This is a genomic window from Caballeronia zhejiangensis, from assembly GCF_000698575.1.
Taxonomy (GTDB): domain Bacteria; phylum Pseudomonadota; class Gammaproteobacteria; order Burkholderiales; family Burkholderiaceae; genus Caballeronia; species Caballeronia zhejiangensis.
Genome location: NZ_JFHD01000011.1, coordinates 39,715 through 60,847, shown reverse-complemented (window position 1 = coordinate 60,847; position 21,133 = coordinate 39,715). Strand labels below are relative to the sequence as shown.

Sequence of the window (21,133 nt, the reverse complement as noted above, 5' to 3'; positions counted from 1 at the left end):
CCTCCAACCGAGGACGCCTTCCAGACGCCTTGCGGACGCGAATTGGGTCGACCGCGTATCGCCGATCACGCGAATCCGGCGCATGTCCCGCATTACAATACCGGCTATGACACGCACCGTTTTGCTCGCCCTCGACACCTCGACGGAATTTTGCTCCGTCGCGCTCCTGCTCGCCGACAGCGCTTTCGCCGCCACTCCGAACTCCGCCGCGCCTCAATACGTGAACGGCGACACGCGCGTGTGGTTTCGCCACGAGGCGACCGGCGCCGTGTCGAGCACGCGCCTTTTGCCGGCCGTGCGCGAGCTTTTCGCCGACGCCGGGCTCGCGCTCGCCGACTGCGCGGCGATCGCATTCGGCGCGGGCCCGGGCTCGTTCACCGGCTTGCGCACGGCGACAGGCGTGGCGCAAGGCCTGGCGTTCGGTTTGAACGTGCCGGTCGTGCCGGTGAGCACGCTGCTCGCCTGCGCGGAGCACGCGCGCCTGAACGATCCGTCGATCCCGGCGCGCGTGCTAGCGGCGCTGGACGCCCGCATGGATGAAGCGTACTGGGCCGATTTCGAATTCGATGCCGCCGCCGGCGACTGGCGCACGCTGCATCCGGCCGCGCTCGATGCGCCCGGCGCGCTGCCTCTGCCCGACGTGCCGTTCGCGCTCGCGGGCAACGCCGCGTCCGCATTCGGCGATCGTCTGCCGGCGCTCGCCGCCGCCGCGCGTGTCGATCGCGAGGCGCTGCCGCACGCGCTGCCGGTCGCGCTCATCGGCTTGCGGGACTGGCGGGCTGGGCGCGCGGTCGCACCCGAACACGCCGCGCCCGAATATGTGCGCGACAAGGTCGCCCAGACGACGGCCGAACGCATGCAGGCTCGCGAGGAGGCGCTTCGGTGAGCGGCGTGCTGCTGGCCGATCGGTATCTCACACCGATGACGGAAGCGGACCTCGACGAAGTCGCCGCGGTCGAAAAGCTCGCCTACGAGTTTCCGTGGAGCCGCGGCAATTTTCAGGATTCGCTGCGCAATGGCTATTTCGGCGTGTGTCTGCGCCATGTGACCGGCACGCTGATCGGCTATTGCGTGCTGATGCCCGTCGTCGACGAGATGCATCTGCTCAATCTGTGCGTCGCACCGTCTGCGCAGCGGGCGGGGGCGGGTCTGACGCTTCTGCGCGAAGCGGTCCGCATCACGCGCGCGGAGAAGCTCGAAGGCGTGCTGCTCGAAGTGCGGCCGTCCAATCCGCGCGCGATCCAGCTCTACGAGCGTTTCGGCTTCGCGGCCATCGGACGCCGCAAGAACTATTACCCCGCGCGGCATCGCTCGCGCGAGGACGCAATCGTCATGCGTCTGTCGTTTACGGAGGAGACTGCGCATGGCGCTCGATGAAATGCTGATCGAAGAGTTGGGAATCGGGCCGGTCTGGGTACGGCGTGGGCTTGCGCCCGCGCCGCAGGTCGAGGAAGAGCGCACGCCTGAAGCGATCGCCACGATGGCGGAAGCACCCGCGCCCGTCGTCGTCGACATGCGGCCGGAGCCGAAGCCGCTCCAGTCCGCACAGCCCGAATCCGACGCGCCGCCGCTCGACGCCTACGACGATCTCCCCTGGACCGACGAAACGCCGCTCCATGTCGAGCCCGCCACCGCGGAAGCCCCGAGCGACATCCACACGCTCGGCTGGGATGCGCTCGCCGAACGCGTCGCGAACTGCGAGCGCTGCCGTTTGTGCGAGCGCCGCACGAACACGGTCTTCGGCGTCGGCGATCGCGAAGCCGACTGGATGCTGATCGGCGAAGCGCCGGGCGAGAACGAGGACAAGCAAGGCGAGCCGTTCGTCGGCCAGGCGGGCAAGCTGCTCGACAACATGCTGCGCGCGCTCACGCTGTCGCGGCAGACGAACGTCTATATCGCGAATGTCATCAAGTGCCGGCCGCCCGGCAACCGCAATCCCGAGCTCGACGAAGTCGCGCGCTGCGAGCCGTATCTGCAACGGCAGGTCGAACTCGTGAAGCCGAAGGTCATCGTCGCGATGGGACGCTTCGCCGCGCAGAGTCTGCTGAAGAACGAGGCGAGCATCGCATCGATGCGCGGACGCGTGCACGAGTATCGTGGCGTGCCGGTGGTCGTCACGTATCACCCGGCTTATCTGCTGCGCAGCCTGCAGGACAAGTCGAAGGCGTGGGCCGATCTCTGCCTCGCGCGCAATACGTATCGCGAGGCGCTCGCCGCGCTCGGCGTCGAGCAAGGAGCAGAGAAGGGCGGCGTCTGATGACGGCCCGGGCGAGCGATCTCACGCGTCTCGTCGATCGTTTCGGCGACGTCACGGTTCGCGATCTCGCCTGGCTTCTGTTCGCTCCCGATCTGCTGCGCGAAGGCGACGCCGCGCTCGCGCATCCGTTCGCGTCGACAGCGGAGCGCGACGCGACGCTCGTGTGGCTGAAGGCGCTCGATGCCGCGCCGCAGCCGCTGCACGATCACGCGCGCGATCCGAAGTTCACGCGCCTCGGCATCTACGCCGAGAGCCTCATCCGCTTTTTTCTCGCGCACGGTCCGGCGGCGCGCCTCATCGCGGCGAACGTGCCGTTGCGGCAACAGCGGCGCACCATCGGCGAATGCGATTTCCTGCTCGAATCGGCGGATGGCGCGCGGCTGCACTGGGAGCTGGCGGTGAAGTTCTACCTGCATATCGACGATAGCGACGGCGATGCGGCGCGCGCGGCGCGTCTGTCGAACTACGTCGGGCCGAATCTGCAGGATCGCTTCGATATCAAGCACGAGCGGCTTCTCACGCATCAACTGGCGCTGACGCGGCGCGCCGAGTTCGCGTTGCTCGGCTTCGACGGTCCGTGGCAGGCGCAGTTGTTCATCAAAGGCCGGCTTTTCTATCACGGGCACGGCGGCGACGAGGTCGTGCCCGCGCGCGAAATAGGGGAGCACCATCTGCGCGGATGGTGGCTGACGGCGTCGGAATGGCGCGACGCGCGCTCGAATGCGTCGGACGATGAGCGCGCGTGGGTCGTGCAGCCGCGCATGGCGTGGCTCGCGTCGCGGCGGCTCGATGCGGATTCCGCCGAAACGCTGATCGCGGAATCGGAGGCGATTCGCGCGCGTCTCGAAGGCACGATCGCGCCGACGATGGTTGCCGCCTACGCGCGCGACGAAGCGGGAAATTTCGTGGAGGAATCGCGAGGCTTCATCGTGCCGGACGACTGGCCGGAGCGCGCGCGGGCGTTCGCCGCGTCGGCGGACTGATCACCGGCTGATCACCACCAGCGGAAAAAATGATGCACCGGACCGACGCCATGACCGACGTCGAGCCGCACGCTCGCTTCGATCGCGCCGGTCAGATAGCGCTTCGCCTCGGCGGTCGCGCTCGCAAGATCGTCGGTTTGCGCAATCAGCGCCGCGATCGCCGACGACAGCGTGCAGCCCGTGCCGTGCGTGTTCTTGAGCGGCACGCGCGCGCCGCCGAGCCTCAGTGCGCCCGCCGCCTCGATCAGCCAGTCGGGACTGTCGTTCGATGCAAGGTGGCCGCCTTTCATCAGCACGGCCCGCGCGCCGAGCGCGCGCAAGGCTTCGCCCTGACGGACCATCGCGTCTTCGTCGGCGGCGCTTTCGTCGCCTAACAGCGCCGCCGCTTCCGGCAGATTCGGCGTGACGAGCGTCGCGAGCGGCAGCAATTCGTCGCGCAACGCGGCAACGGCTTCCGGCGCGAGCAGCGCGTGATTGCTCTTCGAGATCATCACGGTGTCGAGCACAACATGTTTCGGCCGATGGCGCTTGAGCGCCTCGGCGACCGCGCGCACGATGCCCGCGTTCGCCAGCATGCCGATCTTCACGGCATCGATGCGGATGTCGTCGAACACGGCGTCGAGCTGCGCCGCGATGAACGCGGGCTCCGGCGCGTGAACGGCTGTCACGCCGCGCGTGTTTTGCGCGGTGAGCGCCGTGATGACGCTCGCGCCGTACGCGCCGAGCGCGGAGAACGCCTTCAGATCGGCCTGAATGCCCGCGCCGCCGCCCGAGTCGGAGCCGGCGATCGTGAGGACGTTCGGAATGGTTTTCGTGATTGCCATGAGCTTAGATGCGTGACTGTGCGATGGTCGCGGCAAGCGCCGAGGCCGCCGTGCGCGGATCGGCCGCCTTGCAGATCGCCGACACCACCGCGAGACCGGCGGGCTTCGCGCGCATGACGTCTGCGGCGTTATGCGCCTGAATGCCGCCGATCGCGACGGTCGCCACATGCGCGGCCGCGCAGATTTCAGCGAGACCGTCGATGCCGCAGGGCGTGGAGGCGTCGGTCTTGGTCGGCGTCGCGTACACCGGACCCGCGCCGAGATAATCGACGACGCCCGCGCGTTTCGCCGCGTCGGCGGTTTCATCGAGATTCGATACCGACAGGCCGATCAGCGCGTCCGGCCCGAGCAGTCGGCGCGCGACATCGGCGGGCAGATCGCGCTGGCCGATATGCACGCCATCCGCGCCGACAGCCAGCGCGACATCGACATGATCGTTGACGACGAACGGCACGCCGTGCGCGCGCGTGATCGGCAGCAGATCGCGCGCGAGTTCGAACCACGCGCGCTTGTGCCACTCGGGCGCGCGCAGTTGCACGATGGTCGCGCCGCCTTCGAGCGCGGCGCGCGCGACACGAACCGCCGCGTCATGACCGCCGCACTGCACGGGATCCAGCACGAGATAGAGCGAGAGATCGAACGAAGCGCGCATGTCAGCCGGCAACGATGTCGCGCTGCACGAGCGTCTTGCCGAACGCGGCTTCATCGAGCGATGCGAGCCGGTCCAGATACGCGACGGCGAAGCTGCCGGGCAGCGCGGCGTCGCGCGCGGCGAGTTCCCCCGCGATGGTCGAATAGGCGATGGCGGCGACGGTCGCGGACCAGAACGCGTCGCGATCCGGCGCCGCGCCGACGAACGCGGCCACCGTCGCGGACAACGCGCAGCCGACGCCCGTCACGCGCGTCATCAAGGGCGAGCCGTTCGACATCGCGATGACGCGGCGGCCATCGGTCACGTAATCGGTCTCGCCCGTGACCGCGACGACGGCCTGCGTCTTCAGCGCGAGCACCTGCGCGGCGTCGAGCGCGGCATCGGTGGCGGCGGTGCTGTCGACGCCGCGTCCGCTCGCTGCGCCCCCCGACAAGCTGATGATCTCCGACGCGTTGCCGCGGATCACCGCAGGCTTCGCATCGAGCAGATCGAACGCAAATTCGGTGCGAAACGCGAGCGGCCCGACCGCGACCGGATCGAGCACCCACGGCGTGCCTGCGCTGTTGGCGGCCTCGACGGCGGCGCGGATCGCGCGGCTCTGCGGCACGTCGAGCGTGCCGAGATTGACCGACAGCGCATTGGCGACGGCCGCGAATTCGCCGACTTCCTCGCGCGCGACGACCATCGCGGGCGCGGCGCCGATCGCGAGCAGCACGTTCGCGGTGAAGTTGGTGACGACGAGATTCGTGAGGCAATGCACGAGCGGCGCGCGTTCGCGCACGCGGGTGACGAAGGAAAAGAGATCGGCGGCAAGCATGATGCGAAGAGGGTCAGTGCCGCGCTTCGCCGATCAGCGCGACCGAATCGAACGCGCGCTGATTGGCCTGATGCCGTCGCATCACGAAGTACATCATGAGACACACGAACGAGCCGAACAGCACGATGACGAACTGGATCGGCACGTCGAGCCACACGAGCACGGCGTAGAGGCACAGCATGACGAGCACCGACAGGTTCTCGTTGAAATTCTGAACGGCGATGGAATGCCCGGCGGAAAGCAGAACGTGCCCGCGATGCTGGAGCAGCGCGTTCATCGGCACGACGAAGAAGCCCGACAGTCCGCCGACGATCATCAGGAACACATATGCGATCAGCAGATAGCCGGGGAAGTGCATCTTGCCGAAGTAGATGCCCCAGTGCGCGGGAAAGAGATGGCGCGTGTAGAAGGCCATCAGCATGACGGCGAGTCCCATGACGATGCCTACCGGCAGCACGCTGAGCGAGCGCTTGAGCGGCACGCGCGCGGCCGCGAGCACCGCGCCCGCCGCGACGCCGACCGCGATCACCGCCTGCAGGATCGCTGCCTGCGAGAGCGTCATGCCGAGCGACACTTCGGCCCATTTCAGCACGATGAACTGCAGCGTCGCGCCTGCGCCCCAGAAGAGCGTCGTGACGGCGAGCGAGATCTGGCCGAGCTTGTCGCGCCAGAGCACGAGAAAGCAGTCGGCGAAATCGGTGATGAGCTTGAGCGGCCGCGTCTCCTGCTTCGGATAGCGCGCGCCGGTGTCGGGAATGCGCAGATTGAAGATCGCGGCGATCACGTACATCAGCATGATGACGAGCATTGCGGCTTCGGCGGGCGTGTTGATGCGCGGAATGTGCAGCGACAGCAGATGACTGGCGATATGCGGACTGATGAGCGCGCCGCCCATGACCGTGCCGAGGATGATCGAGCCGACCGTCGTGCCTTCGATCCAGCCGTTCGCGGCGACGAGCCGATCGGCTGGCAGGAGCTCGGTCAGAATGCCGTATTTCGCGGGCGAATAGGCCGCCGCGCCGAACCCGACGATGCCATACGCGAGCAACGGATGCGCGCCGAAGAGCATCGTCACGCAGCCCACGACCTTGATTGAATTGGTCACGAACATGACGTGGCCCTTGGGCCGGGAATCCGCGAAAGCGCCGACGAAAGCCGCGAGAATCACATACGACAGGACGAAGAACAGCTTGAGCAGCGGCGTCATCCAGTTCGGGGCGTGAAGGTCTTTCAGCAGTGCAATGGCAGCGATCAGTAGAGCGTTATCGGCCAGCGATGAGAAAAACTGCGCGGCCATGATGGTGTAAAAACCTTTTTTCATCTGATCCGAAGCTTTCCTCACTGCGGGTGATCCGCCCCGGGCACCGGTCGTGCACTCGGGCTTATGCCTTTCGAAATGGGTTGTGTGCACGGCTTTATAACACGAAAATAGGCGCATTCTGACTAGCAGTAATCTCGATCGCGCCAGAAATGACGCGCCTGTGTTCGTGATTCCTCATAACATACTGATTCGCAAGGCGTCCCGGTCGGCGCAGCAGGACGCGTCCCGCTCGCGTATGCTGGCCTTTTAGACCGCACTCGTTGCAATTCCACCAAACGCTCATGCCGCGCCCCCTTTCAGCAACAATTCACACCGCCGCGCTCGCCAACAACCTGGCCGTTGCACGCAAGTACGCCCCGAAATCCAAGATCTGGGCCGTCGTCAAGGCCAATGCATATGGCCACGGTCTCGCCCGGGCGTTCCCCGGTTTGCGCGCAACGGACGGCTTTGGCCTTCTCGACCTCGAAGAAGCCGCGAAGTTGCGTGAATTGGGGTGGGCCGGGCCAATTCTTTTGCTCGAGGGCTTTTTCCGGCCGACCGACATCGACGTGATCGACCGCTATAGCCTCACCACGGCCGTGCACTGCGACGAGCAGTTGCGGATGCTGGAAATGGCGCGGCTGTCGAAACCGGTCAACATTCAGTTGAAGATGAACAGCGGCATGAACCGGCTCGGCTATACGCCCGAGAAGTTCCGCGCCGCGTGGGAGCGCGCGCGCGCCGTGCAGGGCGTCGGCCAGATCACGCTCATGACCCATTTTTCCGATGCCGATGGCCCGCGCGGCGTCGCGCATCAACTGGAAGCGTTCGAACGCGGCGCGGAAGGCATCGCGGGCGCGCGCAGTCTCGCAAACTCGGCGGCGCTCTTGTGGCACCCGGGCGCGCACTTCGACTGGGTGCGGCCCGGCATCATGCTGTACGGCGCATCGCCGTCGGGCGTGACCGCGGATATCGCCGATACCGGCCTCAAGCCCGCGATGACGCTCCAGTCCGAGCTGATCGCCGTGCAGACGGTCGACGCGGGGAGCAGCATCGGTTATGGCTCGACGTATACAGCGGGAACGCCGATGCGCATCGGCGTGGTCGCGTGCGGCTACGCGGACGGCTATCCGCGCGTGGCGCCCGAAGGCACGCCCGTGATCGTCGACGGCGCGAGAACGCGGCTCGTCGGCCGCGTGTCGATGGACATGCTGACCGTCGATCTGACGCCGTGCCCGAACGCCGGCATCGGTTCGCGCGTGGAACTGTGGGGCGCGAATCTGCCGATCGACGATGTCGCGAGCTCGGCCGGCACGATCGGCTACGAACTCATGTGCGCGATCGCGCAACGCGTGCCGGTGCGCGCGGAATAACAACACGAAATCAACAACAAGAAATCAGGCAAGGCTTCGAGTGGCAAAAGTAGCGAAGGCAAAAACGCTGTATGTGTGCAGCGTATGCGGCGGGGAATCGCCGAAGTGGACCGGCCAGTGCGCCGCATGCAACGCGTGGAACACGCTGACCGAATCGGTGGCGCAGACGGCGTCGAACCATCGCTTCCAGGCGCTCGCGAAGCGTTCGCCGGTGCGCAAGCTCGCGGAAATCGAGGCGTCGGACGTGCCGCGCTTCACGACGGGCGTCGGCGAATTCGATCGCGTGCTGGGCGGCGGGCTCGTGCCGGGCGGCGTCGTGCTGATCGGCGGCGATCCGGGCATCGGCAAATCGACATTGCTACTGCAATCGCTCGCCGAAATCGCGCGCGAGCGGCCGGCGCTCTACGTGAGCGGTGAGGAATCCGGCGCGCAGATTGCGCTGCGCGCGCAGCGGCTCGGACTGATCGGCGGCGCGAGCGCCGCGGGCGATCTCGCGCTGCTCGCGGAAATTCAGCTCGAAAAGATCCAGGCGACCATCGATGAGCAACGGCCTGAAGTCGCCGTCATCGACTCGATTCAGACGATCTACTCGGAAGCGCTGACGTCCGCGCCCGGCTCCGTCGCGCAAGTGCGCGAGTGCGCGGCGCAACTTACGCGCATCGCGAAGCAGACGGGCACGTCGATCATCATGGTCGGCCACGTGACGAAAGAGGGCAGCCTCGCGGGACCGCGCGTGCTGGAGCACATCGTCGATACCGTGCTGTATTTCGAAGGCGACACGCACTCGTCGTTCAGGCTCGTGCGCGCGTTCAAGAATCGCTTCGGCGCCGTCAACGAGCTCGGCGTCTTCGCCATGACGGAAAAGGGCTTGCGCGGCGTCGCCAATCCGTCGGCGCTATTTTTGTCGCAGCACGAGCAGAGCGTCGCGGGTTCGTGCGTGCTCGTGACGCAGGAAGGTTCGCGGCCGCTGCTCGTCGAAGTGCAGGCGCTCGTCGATACGGCGCACGTGCCCAATCCGCGCCGGCTCGCGGTCGGGCTGGAACAGAACCGGCTGGCGCTGTTGCTGGCGGTGCTGCATCGGCACGCGGGAATTGCGTGTTTCGATCAGGACGTGTTCCTGAACGCGGTCGGCGGCGTGAAGATCACCGAGCCCGCCGCCGATCTCGCCGTGCTGCTCGCGATCCACTCGTCGATGCGCAACAAGCCGCTGCCGAAGGGTCTCATTACGTTCGGCGAAGTGGGCTTGGCGGGCGAGATCCGGCCGTCGCCGCGCGGGCAGGATCGCCTGAAGGAAGCGGCGAAGCTAGGCTTTTCCGTCGCGCTCATTCCGAAGGCGAACGCGCCCAAGCAGGCCATCGACGGTCTGAAGGTGATCGCCGTGGACCGCATCGAGGAAGCGATCGACCGCGTTCGCGACCTAGAATGATTTCGCGATCGGACCCTTCGTAACGGCGTGTAAAAATCCCGTTGCGCAATGTAACCCAACGGACGCGCGGTTTTCCTATCCTTACAGGGCTACGGACCCGGCCAACTTCGCCAAGGGCATTTCAACACGCGAAGTGACCGGAAGGATCGAGAGGACCACGCATTGAAACACGCTAATTCAGCCCGGCCGAAGCCCGCTTTCCACCTGCGCGGATGCCGCGTCTCCGCGCCGCTTCAGCAGCCTTGGGGCAGCGGCTGCCGGATCGTCGAATGGATCGACGAGCAAGGCCAGATCTCGCGTCGCGTCGTCGCGGCCGATGTCACCGAGGATCAAGTCGTCGCGACCATTCGCGAGCATGTGACGGGCCGCAAGCATGTGCTCGTCGACGACGAACGTCAGCCGCGTCAGGTCTTGCCGCGGCGTTAGGCGCTTCTGAAAAGCGGGTGTGCCGCCGCTTCGGCAGGCGTCAGCACGGGCGCGACGCAGCAATCGAGCGGCTCCAGCAACGTCATCCATTCGTCGCGCGTGCGTTCGCGGAAAATCGCGGCAAGCTGCGCGGACAAGTCTGCGGCGTCCGCACCGCCGATCGCCTGTCCGAGGCTCCAGTGCCGCGTCGCCCAATCGGGACGGCCGAGCGCTTCGCACAAGGTCTGCCAAAACTTCAGCTCCAGCGCGCCGACCGCGACGAAACGGTCATCGCGCGTGCGATACACGTCATAGCAGGGCGCGCCGCCGTTCAGCAGGCCAGCGCCCGCGCGCGTCGTGGCTTCGTCGGCATTGGCGAGCGCGATATGCGCCATCACGTTGTGCGCGTGCGCCGCGTGCGTCATCGACACATTCAGGCAACGTCCTTCGCCGCCGCGCGCGACGTGCCACGCCGCCGCCAGTATTTCCATGACCGCCGAAAGCGCGCCGCCGAGCAGATCCGCCAACTGGAAATTCGGCGCGATGGGGGTGCCGTCGCGCGCCGCGAGCTGATCCAGCACGCCCGCATACGCGATGTAGTTCAGATCGTGTCCGGCCTTCTGCGCGAACGGTCCCTCGCTGCCGAAGCCGGTGATCGCGCAATAGACGAGCTTCGGATTTGCCTCGCGCAGCACGTCGTAGCCGACGCCCAGCCGCGCCATCACCGAAGGTCGAAAGCTCTCGACGAGCACGTCTGCATCGCGCGCAAGTTCGATCAATTTCGCGCGGCCTTCGTCCGTTTTGAGATCGAGCGTGAGCTGCCGCTTTCCGCGATTGACGATGCGATAAAACGCGCTCGGCGTGCCGCTTTGCCGATCGGCTTCGCTTTGCAGCATCGTGCGCGTGTAGTCGCCTTCGCCCGGCGGCTCGATCTTGAGCACATCGGCGCCGAGTTCCGCGAGCCGTAGCGTGGCGATGGGGCCGGGTAGAAGCCGCGTCAGATCCAGCACGCGCAGGCCGGTGAGGGAAGGCGTCGTCAAGTTGTCGATCTCCTGTTATGAGCCGATCTGCTCCAGTTCCTCGTGCGCTTCGAGCCACTCCATTTCGAGCGTTTCGAGGCGCGCATTCACTTCGCCCTGGCGTCGGATCGTCTCAGTGAGTTTCGCTTTCATCGGCGCTTCGTAGCTCGCCGGATCGGCGACGAACGCATCGAGTGCCGATTTTTCCGCGTTGAGCTTTTCCATCTCTTTCTCGATCTTGGCGATGCGCGACTTGAGCGGCTTCGTCAGATGCGCAAGCTTTTGCCGTTCCTGAGCTTCCTGCCGGCGCTGTTCCTTGCGATTGAGCGCGCTGTCGGACGCCTCGCCCGAGGCCGCGGCGCTCGCTTCCTTCGCCGCCGCGCGCGTTTCGGCGGCGTGCTGCAGAAGCCAGTCGCGGTAGTCGTCGAGATCGCCGTCGAACGGACTCAGGCGATGCTTCGCGACGAGCATGAACGTGTCGGTCGTCGCGCGCAGCAAGTGCCGGTCGTGCGACACGAGTATGAGCGTGCCTTCGAACTGCGCGAGCGCCATGGTCAGCGCGTGGCGCGTTTCGAGGTCGAGGTGGTTGGTCGGCTCGTCGAGCAGCAGCAGATTCGGCTTTTGCCAGATGATGAGCGCCAGCGCGAGCCGCGCCTTCTCGCCGCCGGAAAAGGGCGCGATCTTCGCGGTCGCCATGTCGCCGGAGAAGTTGAAGCTGCCGAGAAAGTCGCGCAGTTCCTGCTCGCGCGTGTCGGGTGCGAGGCGCGCGAGATGCTGGAGCGGGGAATCGTCCGGGCGCAGCGTTTCCAGTTGATGCTGCGCGAAATAGCCGATCTGCAAGCCTTTGCCCTGCCGGACGTCGCCGGAAAGCGGTTCGAGCGTCTGCGCGAGCGTCTTGATGAGCGTCGATTTCCCCTGACCGTTCGCGCCGAGCAAGCCGATGCGCTGGCCGTTCTGGATCGACAGCGTCACGCCTTCGACGATTGGAATCTCGCCGCCCGCGTCGTTGTGATAGCCGCAACGCACGCTCTCCATGACCATCATCGGATTCGGCGCGGCGTCGGGCTCGCGGAATTCGAACGTGAAGGGCGAGGTTGCGTGCGCGGGCGCGATCAGCTCCATCTTCTCCAGCGCCTTCACGCGGCTTTGCGCCTGCTTGGCTTTGGTCGCCTTGGCCTTGAATCGGTCGATGAAACTCTGCAGATGCGCGACTGTCCTTTGCTGCTTCTCGTACGCGCTTTGTTGCAGCGCGATCTGCTGCGCGCGCAGCACTTCGAACTGGCTGTAGTTGCCGCCGTAGCGCTTCACCTGACGATTTTCCAGATGCAGCGTGACGTTGCAGACCGAATCGAGGAACTCACGGTCGTGCGAGATCACGACGAGCGTGCCCGCATAGCGCCCGAGCCAGTCTTCCAGCCAGACGATGGCGTCGAGGTCCAGGTGGTTGGTCGGTTCGTCGAGCAGCAGCAGATCGGACGGACACATCAGCGCCTGCGCGAGATTCAGGCGCATGCGCCAGCCGCCCGAGAAGCTCGACACCGGCTCGCGCGTCTGCTCGAGCGTGAAGCCGAGACCGAGCAGCAGCGTTTCGGCGCGCGCGGGCGCCGTGTAGCCGTCGGCATCGGCGAAGGCGGCGTGGGCTTCCGCTTCGGCCGCGCCGTCATGCGCGGCGGACGCGGCCACGATGCGCGCCTCGATCGCACGCAGATGCGTGTCGCCGTCGAGCGTGTAGTCGAGTGCGCTGCGATCCACGGCGGGCGTTTCCTGCGCGACGTGCGCGATGCGCCACGACGGCGGCATCGAAAAATCGCCGCCGTCCGCGTGCAATTCGCCGCGCAGCACGGAAAAGAGCGTCGACTTGCCCGCGCCGTTTGCGCCGACGAGACCGGCCTTCTCGCCCGGATTGAGCGTGAAGCTCGTGTCTTCGAAAAGCGGCTTGGTGCCGCGGGACAGGCTGAACTGGTTGAAGCGGATCACGTCGGAATGGCGGCGAAAAGGGCGCGGCTTTGAGGGAAAGCGCTATTTTAGACCGGACCGATTGCGCGGCAGGGGTCGGCCGCTCGGCTAATGGCGGGCGAACGCGCGACGGGTTAGCATCGCGTGACTTTCATCGAATTTTTCCGGAGCACGCCATGAGCACAGCCAGCGAAGGCATCTACGGCTTCTCGGCCGAAACACTCGACGGCGCGACCGTCAGCCTCGACAAGTACCGCGGCAAGGTTCTGCTCATCGTGAATACGGCGAGCGAATGCGGATTCACACCGCAGTACAAGGGTTTGCAGGAGGTTTATCGACAGTACGCGGCGCGCGGTTTCGAGGTGCTCGGCTTTCCGTGCAACCAGTTCGGCAAGCAGGAACCGGGCGATGCCGGGCAAATCGGCGCTTTCTGCGAGCAAAACTACGGCGTCACGTTTCCGATGTTCGCGAAGATCGAGGTGAACGGCTCCAACGCGCATCCGCTCTACAAGTATCTGAAGGACAAGGAACCGGGCCTGCTCGGCATCGAAGCGATCAAGTGGAATTTCACGAAGTTTCTCGTCGATCGCAGTGGCAAGGTCATCAAGCGCTATGCGCCGCAGACCAAGCCGGAATCGATCACCGACGACATCGAAAAGCTGCTCTGACGCCGCTCAGAGAATCGGCGAGAAAAGCCGCGCGACGTGCATCGCCATGCGCCGCCAGAAGGCCTTGCCGCGATAGTCATTGGCGTCGATCTCGAACGAATGCGCGAAGTCGGCGAGCAGCATGGTTTCCACTTCGCTAGCGAACGCGCGATCGACGGTCAGCACCGTGATCTCGAAGTTCAGGCGAAACGAGCGATTGTCGAGATTCGCGCTGCCGATCGACGCGGCGATGCCGTCGACGAGCACGACCTTCTGATGCAGAAATCCCGGCTTGTAGCGGAAGATGCGAACGCCCGCCTGCACGAGGTCGTACGCATAAAGCCGCGACGCCGCGAACACCACGCGATGATCGCGCCGGCTCGGAATCAGGATGCGTACGTCGACGCCACGCATCACGGCGAGCCGCAGCGCCGAGAACACGGCTTCGTCGGGAATCAGATAGGGCGATGTGATCCAGATGCGCTCGCGCGCCGCGTTGATCGCCTCGACAAAGAAAAGCGAACAGGTTTCCTGTTTGTCCGCCGGGCCGCTCGACAGCACCATGCAGTGCATGTTCTCGCCGGAATGCGGCGCGGGGCCGAGTTCCGGCAGGCGTTGCGTCGCCCAGTACCAGTCTTCGGTGAACACGAACTGAATGCTCGCGACCGCCGGGCCGCGCACTTCGATATGCGTGTCGCGCCACGGCGAAAGCCGCGGATTGCCGCCGAGATATTCGACGCCCACGTTGTGCCCGCCGACGAACGCGCATTTGCCGTCTACCACGACGATCTTCCGATGATTGCGGAAGTTGATCTGGAAACGGTGCACGAACTTGCGGGTGGCCGCGAACGGATGCGCCTCGACGCCGCCCGCCCGCAGCGCATTGACGTAGCGATGCGGCAGGTCGAAGCTGCCGATGCTGTCATAGAGGAAGTACACGCGCACGCCGGCCTGAGCTTTCTTGATGAGCGCGTCCTTGAGCATTTCGCCGAGCGCATCGGCGCGCACGATGAAGAACTGCACGACCACATAGCGTTCGGCGCCGGCGATCGCTTCGAGAATCGCGGCGAACGTCGCGTCGCCGTTGATGAGCACGCGGGCCGAGTTGCCGCGCAAGAACGGCATGCCGGACAGGCGCTGCAGCGTGCGGATCGTCGGATTGCCGAGATAAGCGGCAGGCCCCGGCGCGATTTCGCCGCGCGCGCCGGTGGAATCGACGAGCGGAGCGGCTTCGGGCGCATCGCTGCGGGCGCCGGAATCCCATTCGGCAGGCTTCGAACGGCTGCGCAGGATCTCGATTTCCAGCCGCCGTTCGTCGATATAGCCGGCGAACTTGCTGCGGCCGAGGAAGAGATACGGGATCAGCGTGAAGTAGGGCATCGCGACGAGCGACACGGCCCACGCGACCGCGCCTTGCGACGTGCGTGTGTTGATGACGGCATGGATCGCGGCGATCACGCCGAGCACATGCGCGGCCATCACGAGCGTGCCGAGGTGAAGCCAGTCGGATGCTTGCATAGACGCGGGAAGGAGCTAAGGGCTTGGCTAATGGCGATTTGCCATATTACCCAACCCTTCCACGCGAAGTGTCAGCGATCGTTGCAGCGCTTGCGCCGCCGCAACGACCGCTCACGGAGAAGCGGACGCTCAGGCCGGAAGGTCGGCGGCCTGGATGAGGAACACGTTGTCGTCGCCGGCGCTCGTCGAGAGCCAGACGAGATCGAGGCCGCCGAGCGCGGCTTCGACATTCGGGCGCTCATTGCCGATCTCGACGACGAGCACGCCGTCCTCGGTCAGCCACTTGCCCGCGTCGCGCACGATGCGCCGTACCACGTCCATGCCGTCCGCGCCGCCCGCGAGCGCGAGCTCGGGTTCGTGGCGGTACTCTGCCGGCAGCGCCTGCATCGCGTCCGCGTTGACGTACGGCGGATTCGTGATGATGACCTCGTAGCGCGCCTCGGGAAGCGGCGCGTACAGGTCGCCTTCGTAGAGGCTCACGCGCTCTTCCAGACCGTAATCGTCCACATTGCGGCGCGCGACCGCGAGCGCATCGGCGGAAATGTCGACGGCATCGACATCGGCGTTTTCGAAGGCCTGCGCCGCGAGAATCGCGAGGCAGCCCGAGCCGGTGCACAGTTCGAGCACGCGCGTGACCTGATCCGGATCGGCCACATACGGCTGCAAGCCGTCCTGCAGCAACTCGCCGATGAACGAGCGCGGCACGATCACGCGTTCATCGACGTAAAAGCGGCGGCCGTGCATCCACGCTTCCTGCGTGATGTACGCGGCGGGAATGCGTTCCTTCGCGCGGCGCTCGATGACTTTCATGACCGCGTCGATCTCGTGGTCGAGCAGGCGCGCGTCGAGGAACGGATCGAGCGTGTCGAGCGGCAGATGCAGCGTATGCAGGATCAGATACGCGGCTTCGTCGTAGGCATTGGACGAGCCGTGGCCGAAGGACAAGCCCGCTTCGGTGAAACGCGAGACGCCGAAGCGCAGCAGGTCGCGCACGGTGGTGAAGGGCAGCGCCATCGAAGGCTCCTTTTTATTGTCGGATTTGAATTAGGCGATCAGTGCTTCGAGCACGCGGCGGTACACGTTCTTCAACGGTTCGATGAAGCGCACTTCGACATGCTCGTCGATCTTGTGGATCGTGCCGTTCGGCGGGCCGAATTCGACGACCTGATCGCAGATTTGCGCGATGAAGCGTCCGTCGGACGTGCCGCCCGTGGTAGACAGCTCGGTGCGCACGCCGGTTTCATCGGCGATGGCTTTTTCGAGCGCGTCGGACAGCGCACCGCGCGGGGTGAGAAACGGCAGGCCGCTCACGATCCACTGCAGGTCGTATTCGAGGCCGTGCTTGTCAAGGATCGCGTGGACGCGGCTTTGCAGGCTCTCGACCGTGCTCGCGGTCGAGAAGCGGAAGTTGAACATCAGGTCGGCATGACCGGGAATGATGTTGGTCGCGCCGGTGCCCGAATGCAGGTTCGACACTTGCCAGGTTGTCGGCGGGAAATATTCGTTGCCGTCGTCCCATTTTTCGGCGACGAGCTCGGCGAGCGCGGGCGCGAGCAGATGCACCGGATTCTTCGCGAGATGCGGATACGCGATATGCCCCTGCACGCCCTTGACGACGAGCTTGCCCGTCATCGAGCCGCGCCGGCCGTTCTTGACCATGTCGCCGAGCGTGGCGTTCGAAGTCGGCTCGCCGACGATGCAGTAATCGAGCCGCGTGCCGCGCGCCTTCAGCGCTTCAACGACCTTGATCGTGCCGTCGGTCGCGGGGCCTTCTTCATCGCTCGTGATGAGAAACGCGAGCGTGCCGCGATGTTCCGGATGCTGCGCGACGAATTCCTCGCTCGACACGACGAACGCCGCGAGCGACGCCTTCATGTCCGCCGCGCCGCGACCGTAGAGTTTGCCGTCGCGATGCGTCGGGGTGAAGGGCGGCGAGCTCCACTGTTCGAGCGGGCCGGTCGGCACGACGTCGGTATGGCCGGCGAAGGCGAGCAGCTTGCCGCTTGCGTCCGTGCCGCGCCTGACGGCCCACAGGTTCGTGACGCCGCCCGATTCGATCGTTTCGCATTCGAAGCCGATCGCCGCGAGCCGCTCGATCATGAGCGCCTGGCAAGCCTTGTCGTCGGGCGTGACGGATGCGCGTTCGATCAGCGCTTCGGTAAGGGAAAGGGTGCCGGACATGGTTCTTTCTCCACAGCGATAAAAAATGCCGGCGCGCGGGCCGGCACTTGTAGCAAGCTCGCGATGACCGTCGGATTCACAGTCATCGCATCGGCTCAGGCAAAGAGCGTTTCGTACTGCTCGGCGGAAAATCCGAGCGTCTTCACGCGTCCGTTCACCACCACGACCGGCCGCTTGATGATCGACGGCTTGTGGATCATCAGCGCGATCGCGCCGTTGGTCGTGTCGGCTTCGGCCTTGTGCACGTCCGACAGGCCGCGCCACGTCGTGCCGCGCTTGTTGATGAGCTGATCGAGCGATACGTCCTTCAGCCAGTCCTGAACCAGCTTCTCGTTCACGCCGGCTTTCTTGAAGTCGTGAAACTCGAACGGCACGCCGTGCTCTTCCAGCCACACGCGCGCCTTCTTCACCGTGTCGCAGTTCGGAATGCCGTAGACGACAGTCGTCGGGGTGGATCCGCGTGCCAAAATCAGTCGCCTCGCAGCAGTTCGTTCAGGCCGACTTTCGCGCGCGTCTTGGCGTCGACCTTCTTCACGATGACCGCGCAGTACAGGCTGTGCGAGCCGTCCTTCGACGGCAGGTTGCCCGCGACGACGACCGAGCCCGCCGGAATGCGGCCGTACGTGACTTCGCCGGTTTCGCGATCGTAGATCTTCGTCGACTGGCCGAGATACACGCCCATCGAGATGACGGAATTCTCTTCGACGATCACGCCTTCCACGACCTCCGAACGCGCGCCGATGAAGCAGTTGTCCTCGATGATGACCGGGTTCGCCTGCAGCGGCTCCAGCACGCCGCCGATGCCCACGCCGCCCGACAGGTGCACGTTCTTGCCGATCTGCGCGCACGAGCCGACGGTCGCCCACGTATCGACCATCGTGCCTTCGTCGACATATGCGCCGATGTTGGTGTAAGACGGCATCAGCACGACGTTCTTCGCGATGAACGAGCCGCGGCGCGCGATGGCCGGCGGCACGACGCGGAAACCGCCCGCCGCGAAGTCTTCGGCCGTGTAGTTCGCGAACTTCGAGGGCACCTTGTCGTAGAACTGCGTGTAGTTGTAAGACGCGCCACCGGCAGGCATCGGCGCGTTGTCTTCCAGTCGGAACGACAGCAGCACGGCCTTCTTGAGCCACTGATTCACGACCCAGTCGCCATCGCGCTTTTCGGCGACGCGCATCTGGCCTTTGTCGAGCTGCTCGATCGCATGCGCGACGGCTTCGCGGACTTCGGCGGGCGCGGCCTTGGGCGACAGCTCGGCGCGGTTTTCCCAGGCGGTATCGATGATGCTCTGAAGTTGTTGCGACATAGTTGGTATCAAGGATGGGTAGTTGGGCCGGCTACGTTTCAGAACCGTTTGTCAGGAACTGAGCGTGCGGCAGAATTCGACGATGCGGCGAGCGCCTTCGACACATTCCCCGGTTTCAGCGACGAGCGCGATGCGCACGAAACCTTCGCCGGGATTCGTGCCGTGCGCCGTGCGAGCGAGAAAGGAGCCCGGCAGAACCGTCACATTATAGTCGGCGTAAAGGCGTGCAGCGAACTGCGTATCGGTGAGCCCGGTGCCCGAAACGTTCGCCCAGAGGTAGAACGCGGCGTCGGGCAAACGCACGTCGAGGACGTCCGCGAGCATCGGCGTGACCGTCTGGAATTTTTTCAGATACTGCGCGCGGTTGTCGCGCACGTGCGTTTCATCCTGCCACGCGACGATGCTCGCGCGCTGAAACACCGTCGACAGCGCCGCGCCGTGATACGTGCGATAGAGCAGGAAGTCCTTCAGGATCGACGCATCGCCCGCGACGAAGCCCGAACGCATGCCCGGCACGTTCGAGCGCTTGGACAGGCTCGACAGCATCACGAGACGGTCGAAGTTGCGATTGAGCAGCCGCGCGGCTTCGAGGCCGCCGAGCGGCGGATTGCTTTCGTCGAAATAGATCTCCGAATAACACTCGTCCGATGCGATCACGAAGCCGTGCCTGTCCGACAGCGCGAAGAGTTCGCGCCAGTTTTCGAGCGTGAGCACGGCGCCCGTCGGGTTGCCCGGCGAGCAGACGTAGAGCAGTTGCGTGCGCGCCCAGATCTCTTCGGGCACCGCCGAGTAATCGCACGCGAAGTTGCGCGCCGGATCGCTGTTGACGAAGTACGGCTCGGCGCCCGCGAGCAGGGCCGCGCCTTCGTAGATTTGATAGAACGGGTTCGGACAGAGTACGATGGGCGGTTCTGCGGCCTTGTTCGTGCGGCTGTCGATCACGGTCTGCGCGAGCGCGAAAAGCGCCTCGCGCGAGCCGGAGACAGGCAGCACTTCGGTTGCCGGATCGATCGATTCGAGGCCGTAACGCTGCATCACCCATGCCGCGATCGCGCGGCGCAACGGCTCGCTGCCGAGCGTCGCCGGGTAGCTCGCGAGGCCGTCGAGCGAATCGATCACCGCATCGCGGATCAGCGCGGGCGTCGGATGCTTCGGCTCGCCGATGCCGAAGCTGATCGGCGTGAGTCCCGCGCGCGGCTCGATGCCCTTGAAGAGCAGACGAAGCTTTTCGAATGGATAAGACTGAAGTTTCTCGAGAAGTGGATTCACGGCGTGACCGGTAAGCAGTGAGCGATGCGCGCGAGGCGAGAAGCGCCTGCGAGCGCGGCAATCGGAAGAATCGAACGGACGTGAAACGAACTCACGATTATAGCGCGTGGCGTCGCGCCGGAAACGGCGGGCGGCGCGCGCCACGAAGGACGAAAACACGAGTGATGCCGGACGCAATGCAAGGACCATCTCGATGACGAGCAGCGTGCGCAACGCATGGCCGACGCTCGCAATCATGCTCGGCGCGTCGGTGTGGGGCCTCGTTTGGTATCCGATGCGGATGCTTGCCGCCATGGGCCTCTCCGGCACGGCCGCGAGCGCGACGACGAGCGCCGCCGCGTGCGTCTTCGTGCTCGTCGCGAAACGCCGCTCGATCAGTACGCTGTCGTGGCACTGGCTGCTCGTCGGGCTCGGCGTGGCCGCGGGCGTGACCAATATCGGTTTCGTGTGGGGCGCGATCCACGGTCAGGTGATGCGCGTGCTGCTGCTCTTCTATCTGACGCCCGCGTGGACCGCGATCTTCGCGCACTTCATCCTGAAAGAGCGTCTCACGCGCGCCGACGCCGCGCTCTCGCTCCTCTCGCTCGCGGGCGCGGTCACCATGCTCTGGTCGCCCGAACTCGGCATGCCGCTGCCGGCCGATCTCGCCGAATGGTCGGGTCTGATGGGCGGCATGGGCTTCGCGATGAGCAACGTGCTCGTCGTGAAAGTCACCCGTACGCTGCCCGCGATGAAGCCCGAGATGCGCACGGCGGTGATCTTCGGCGGCGCGGCGCTCATCGCGTCCATCGTCACGCTGTTCGAGCCGATGCCCGCGCCGCCCGCAGCCGCTCTCTTGCCGACCGTGAGCCTGATCGTGATCGGGCTGGGCGTCGTGCTCGCCGGCAACAACATGATCGTGCAACTCGGCCTCGCGCGCGTGCCGGCCAATCGTGCGTCGATCATCATGCTGTTCGAACTCGTCGTCACGGCGCTGTCGGCGTGGCTCTTCGCAGGCGAAGTCCCCGGCGCGCGAGAATGGGCGGGCGGCGCGTGCATCGTCGTTGCATGCGTGCTGTCGGCGTGGGTGCATCGGCCGCGGGCAGCGCGCTCGCCTTCGTCCGCAGCGTCCGACATCGCGATAGAAGTGCCGGAAAGCAAAAAGAAATCGACTCGCGCGATGGTATGATGGAGTCCGCTTTCGCCGGGCCAGTTGAT

At 65.5% G+C, this 21,133-nt stretch carries 21 protein-coding genes; 9 read left to right on the top strand and 12 right to left on the bottom strand.

The features are described from left to right. The first annotated feature begins 106 nt into the window (after positions 1 to 106). Genes tsaB through BG60_RS16135 form a run of 4 tightly spaced genes read left to right on the top strand, consistent with a single transcriptional unit; the run spans position 107 to position 3,240 of the window. Positions 107 to 886, top strand: a complete 780-nt coding sequence (tsaB, locus tag BG60_RS16150; RefSeq protein ID WP_174447729.1) for a tRNA (adenosine(37)-N6)-threonylcarbamoyltransferase complex dimerization subunit type 1 TsaB — start codon at positions 107 to 109, stop codon at positions 884 to 886. Continuing rightward, positions 883 to 1,377: a ribosomal protein S18-alanine N-acetyltransferase gene (gene rimI / locus BG60_RS16145; protein ID WP_008350138.1), complete on the top strand. Its 495-nt coding sequence runs from the start codon at positions 883 to 885 to the stop codon at positions 1,375 to 1,377. The genes tsaB and rimI overlap by 4 nt, the downstream gene beginning before the upstream one ends. Beyond that, positions 1,364 to 2,257 (top strand): uracil-DNA glycosylase, encoded by an 894-nt coding sequence (locus BG60_RS16140; RefSeq protein WP_034472013.1) that lies wholly within the window; start codon positions 1,364 to 1,366, stop codon positions 2,255 to 2,257. The genes rimI and BG60_RS16140 overlap by 14 nt, the downstream gene beginning before the upstream one ends. Beyond that, entirely contained in the window at positions 2,257 to 3,240 is a 984-nt protein-coding gene (locus BG60_RS16135; protein ID WP_034472011.1) for a DUF1853 family protein, read from the top strand. The genes BG60_RS16140 and BG60_RS16135 overlap by 1 nt, the downstream gene beginning before the upstream one ends. An 11-nt stretch (positions 3,241 to 3,251) precedes the next feature. Here the strand turns inward: BG60_RS16135 and thiD are convergent, their stop codons facing one another. From thiD to lplT, 4 genes are read right to left on the bottom strand one after another with little or no spacing between them, the layout of a single operon-like run. Next, a complete protein-coding gene (gene thiD, locus BG60_RS16130; RefSeq protein ID WP_034472154.1) occupies positions 3,252 to 4,058 on the bottom strand; it encodes a bifunctional hydroxymethylpyrimidine kinase/phosphomethylpyrimidine kinase in 807 nt (268 codons plus the stop codon). 10 nt (positions 4,059 to 4,068) lie between these two features. Beyond that, positions 4,069 to 4,716, bottom strand: coding sequence for a thiamine phosphate synthase (thiE, locus tag BG60_RS16125; protein WP_034472008.1), 648 nt, complete (start codon positions 4,714 to 4,716; stop codon positions 4,069 to 4,071). A gap of 1 nt (position 4,717) precedes the next feature. Beyond that, on the bottom strand, positions 4,718 to 5,533 hold the full coding sequence (gene thiM, locus BG60_RS16120) for a hydroxyethylthiazole kinase (RefSeq protein WP_034472006.1): 816 nt from the start codon (positions 5,531 to 5,533) through the stop codon (positions 4,718 to 4,720). A 13-nt stretch (positions 5,534 to 5,546) separates the two neighbouring features. After that, positions 5,547 to 6,854 (bottom strand): lysophospholipid transporter LplT, encoded by a 1,308-nt coding sequence (lplT, locus tag BG60_RS16115; RefSeq protein WP_008350127.1) that lies wholly within the window; start codon positions 6,852 to 6,854, stop codon positions 5,547 to 5,549. 281 nt (positions 6,855 to 7,135) lie between these two features. On the opposite strand from lplT, the gene alr reads away from it, so the two are divergent. The 3 genes from alr to BG60_RS16100 all read left to right on the top strand — a co-directional run bounded on the left by alr (position 7,136) and on the right by BG60_RS16100 (position 10,058). Next, positions 7,136 to 8,206: an alanine racemase gene (gene alr, locus BG60_RS16110; protein WP_034472003.1), complete on the top strand. Its 1,071-nt coding sequence runs from the start codon at positions 7,136 to 7,138 to the stop codon at positions 8,204 to 8,206. Positions 8,207 to 8,246: 40 nt separating this feature from the next. Continuing rightward, positions 8,247 to 9,632 (top strand): DNA repair protein RadA, encoded by a 1,386-nt coding sequence (gene radA, locus BG60_RS16105; RefSeq protein ID WP_034472001.1) that lies wholly within the window; start codon positions 8,247 to 8,249, stop codon positions 9,630 to 9,632. Between the two features lie 162 nt (positions 9,633 to 9,794). Next, complete coding sequence (locus BG60_RS16100) at positions 9,795 to 10,058, top strand: DUF2866 domain-containing protein (protein WP_008350121.1); 264 nt, start codon at positions 9,795 to 9,797, stop codon at positions 10,056 to 10,058. Here the strand turns inward: BG60_RS16100 and BG60_RS16095 are convergent. Together BG60_RS16095 and BG60_RS16090 are read right to left on the bottom strand one after the other, a co-directional pair. Then, on the bottom strand, positions 10,055 to 11,077 hold the full coding sequence (locus tag BG60_RS16095; RefSeq protein WP_034471999.1) for a CaiB/BaiF CoA transferase family protein: 1,023 nt from the start codon (positions 11,075 to 11,077) through the stop codon (positions 10,055 to 10,057). The genes BG60_RS16100 and BG60_RS16095 overlap by 4 nt on opposite strands. 15 nt (positions 11,078 to 11,092) lie before the next feature. Then, entirely contained in the window at positions 11,093 to 13,033 is a 1,941-nt protein-coding gene (locus BG60_RS16090; RefSeq protein WP_008350117.1) for an ATP-binding cassette domain-containing protein, read from the bottom strand. 155 nt (positions 13,034 to 13,188) lie between these two features. Between BG60_RS16090 and BG60_RS16085 the strand changes: the two genes are divergently transcribed. Beyond that, the gene (locus tag BG60_RS16085) at positions 13,189 to 13,680 is read left to right on the top strand and encodes a glutathione peroxidase (protein ID WP_008350115.1); all 492 of its coding nucleotides are present in this window, start codon (positions 13,189 to 13,191) and stop codon (positions 13,678 to 13,680) included. Positions 13,681 to 13,686: 6 nt separating this feature from the next. Here the strand turns inward: BG60_RS16085 and cls are convergent, their stop codons facing one another. From cls to dapC, 6 genes are all read right to left on the bottom strand, one after another. Further along, positions 13,687 to 15,177 carry a cardiolipin synthase gene (cls, locus tag BG60_RS16080; RefSeq protein WP_033537247.1) on the bottom strand — a complete coding sequence of 497 codons (1,491 nt, stop codon included), beginning with the start codon at positions 15,175 to 15,177 and terminating at the stop codon, positions 13,687 to 13,689. A gap of 129 nt (positions 15,178 to 15,306) precedes the next feature. Beyond that, positions 15,307 to 16,191: a 50S ribosomal protein L3 N(5)-glutamine methyltransferase gene (prmB, locus tag BG60_RS16075; RefSeq protein WP_008350110.1), complete on the bottom strand. Its 885-nt coding sequence runs from the start codon at positions 16,189 to 16,191 to the stop codon at positions 15,307 to 15,309. 30 nt (positions 16,192 to 16,221) lie between these two features. Beyond that, complete coding sequence (gene dapE, locus BG60_RS16070; protein WP_008350108.1) at positions 16,222 to 17,358, bottom strand: succinyl-diaminopimelate desuccinylase; 1,137 nt, start codon at positions 17,356 to 17,358, stop codon at positions 16,222 to 16,224. A gap of 95 nt (positions 17,359 to 17,453) precedes the next feature. Next, a complete protein-coding gene (locus BG60_RS16065) occupies positions 17,454 to 17,825 on the bottom strand; it encodes an ArsC family reductase (RefSeq protein ID WP_008350107.1) in 372 nt (123 codons plus the stop codon). A 2-nt stretch (positions 17,826 to 17,827) separates the two neighbouring features. Beyond that, positions 17,828 to 18,667, bottom strand: a complete 840-nt coding sequence (gene dapD, locus BG60_RS16060; protein ID WP_008350104.1) for a 2,3,4,5-tetrahydropyridine-2,6-dicarboxylate N-succinyltransferase — start codon at positions 18,665 to 18,667, stop codon at positions 17,828 to 17,830. Positions 18,668 to 18,718: 51 nt separating this feature from the next. Continuing rightward, on the bottom strand, positions 18,719 to 20,173 hold the full coding sequence (gene dapC, locus BG60_RS16055) for a succinyldiaminopimelate transaminase (protein ID WP_420912053.1): 1,455 nt from the start codon (positions 20,171 to 20,173) through the stop codon (positions 18,719 to 18,721). Between dapC and BG60_RS16050 the strand changes: the two genes are divergently transcribed. Continuing rightward, a complete protein-coding gene (locus tag BG60_RS16050; RefSeq protein ID WP_034472151.1) occupies positions 20,130 to 21,104 on the top strand; it encodes a DMT family transporter in 975 nt (324 codons plus the stop codon). The two genes, dapC and BG60_RS16050, sit on opposite strands and share 44 nt — an antisense overlap. Positions 21,105 to 21,133: the final 29 nt, after the last annotated feature.

What these genes read in the sequence shown, in the direction of transcription:
- dapD (WP_008350104.1), bottom strand. Translation starts at nt 18,667, where the DNA reads ATGTCGCAACAACTTCAGAGCATCATCGATACCGCCTGGGAAAACCGC.
- BG60_RS16085 (WP_008350115.1), top strand. Translation starts at nt 13,189, where the DNA reads ATGAGCACAGCCAGCGAAGGCATCTACGGCTTCTCGGCCGAAACACTC.
- BG60_RS16140 (WP_034472013.1), top strand. Translation starts at nt 1,364, where the DNA reads ATGGCGCTCGATGAAATGCTGATCGAAGAGTTGGGAATCGGGCCGGTC.
- BG60_RS16135 (WP_034472011.1), top strand. Translation starts at nt 2,257, where the DNA reads ATGACGGCCCGGGCGAGCGATCTCACGCGTCTCGTCGATCGTTTCGGC.
- dapC (WP_420912053.1), bottom strand. Translation starts at nt 20,173, where the DNA reads ATGATTGCGAGCGTCGGCCATGCGTTGCGCACGCTGCTCGTCATCGAG.
- prmB (WP_008350110.1), bottom strand. Translation starts at nt 16,191, where the DNA reads ATGGCGCTGCCCTTCACCACCGTGCGCGACCTGCTGCGCTTCGGCGTC.
- lplT (WP_008350127.1), bottom strand. Translation starts at nt 6,854, where the DNA reads ATGAAAAAAGGTTTTTACACCATCATGGCCGCGCAGTTTTTCTCATCG.
- dapE (WP_008350108.1), bottom strand. Translation starts at nt 17,358, where the DNA reads ATGTCCGGCACCCTTTCCCTTACCGAAGCGCTGATCGAACGCGCATCC.
- tsaB (WP_174447729.1), top strand. Translation starts at nt 107, where the DNA reads ATGACACGCACCGTTTTGCTCGCCCTCGACACCTCGACGGAATTTTGC.
- thiE (WP_034472008.1), bottom strand. Translation starts at nt 4,716, where the DNA reads ATGCGCGCTTCGTTCGATCTCTCGCTCTATCTCGTGCTGGATCCCGTG.
- cls (WP_033537247.1), bottom strand. Translation starts at nt 15,177, where the DNA reads ATGCAAGCATCCGACTGGCTTCACCTCGGCACGCTCGTGATGGCCGCG.
- BG60_RS16050 (WP_034472151.1), top strand. Translation starts at nt 20,130, where the DNA reads ATGACGAGCAGCGTGCGCAACGCATGGCCGACGCTCGCAATCATGCTC.
- thiM (WP_034472006.1), bottom strand. Translation starts at nt 5,533, where the DNA reads ATGCTTGCCGCCGATCTCTTTTCCTTCGTCACCCGCGTGCGCGAACGC.
- alr (WP_034472003.1), top strand. Translation starts at nt 7,136, where the DNA reads ATGCCGCGCCCCCTTTCAGCAACAATTCACACCGCCGCGCTCGCCAAC.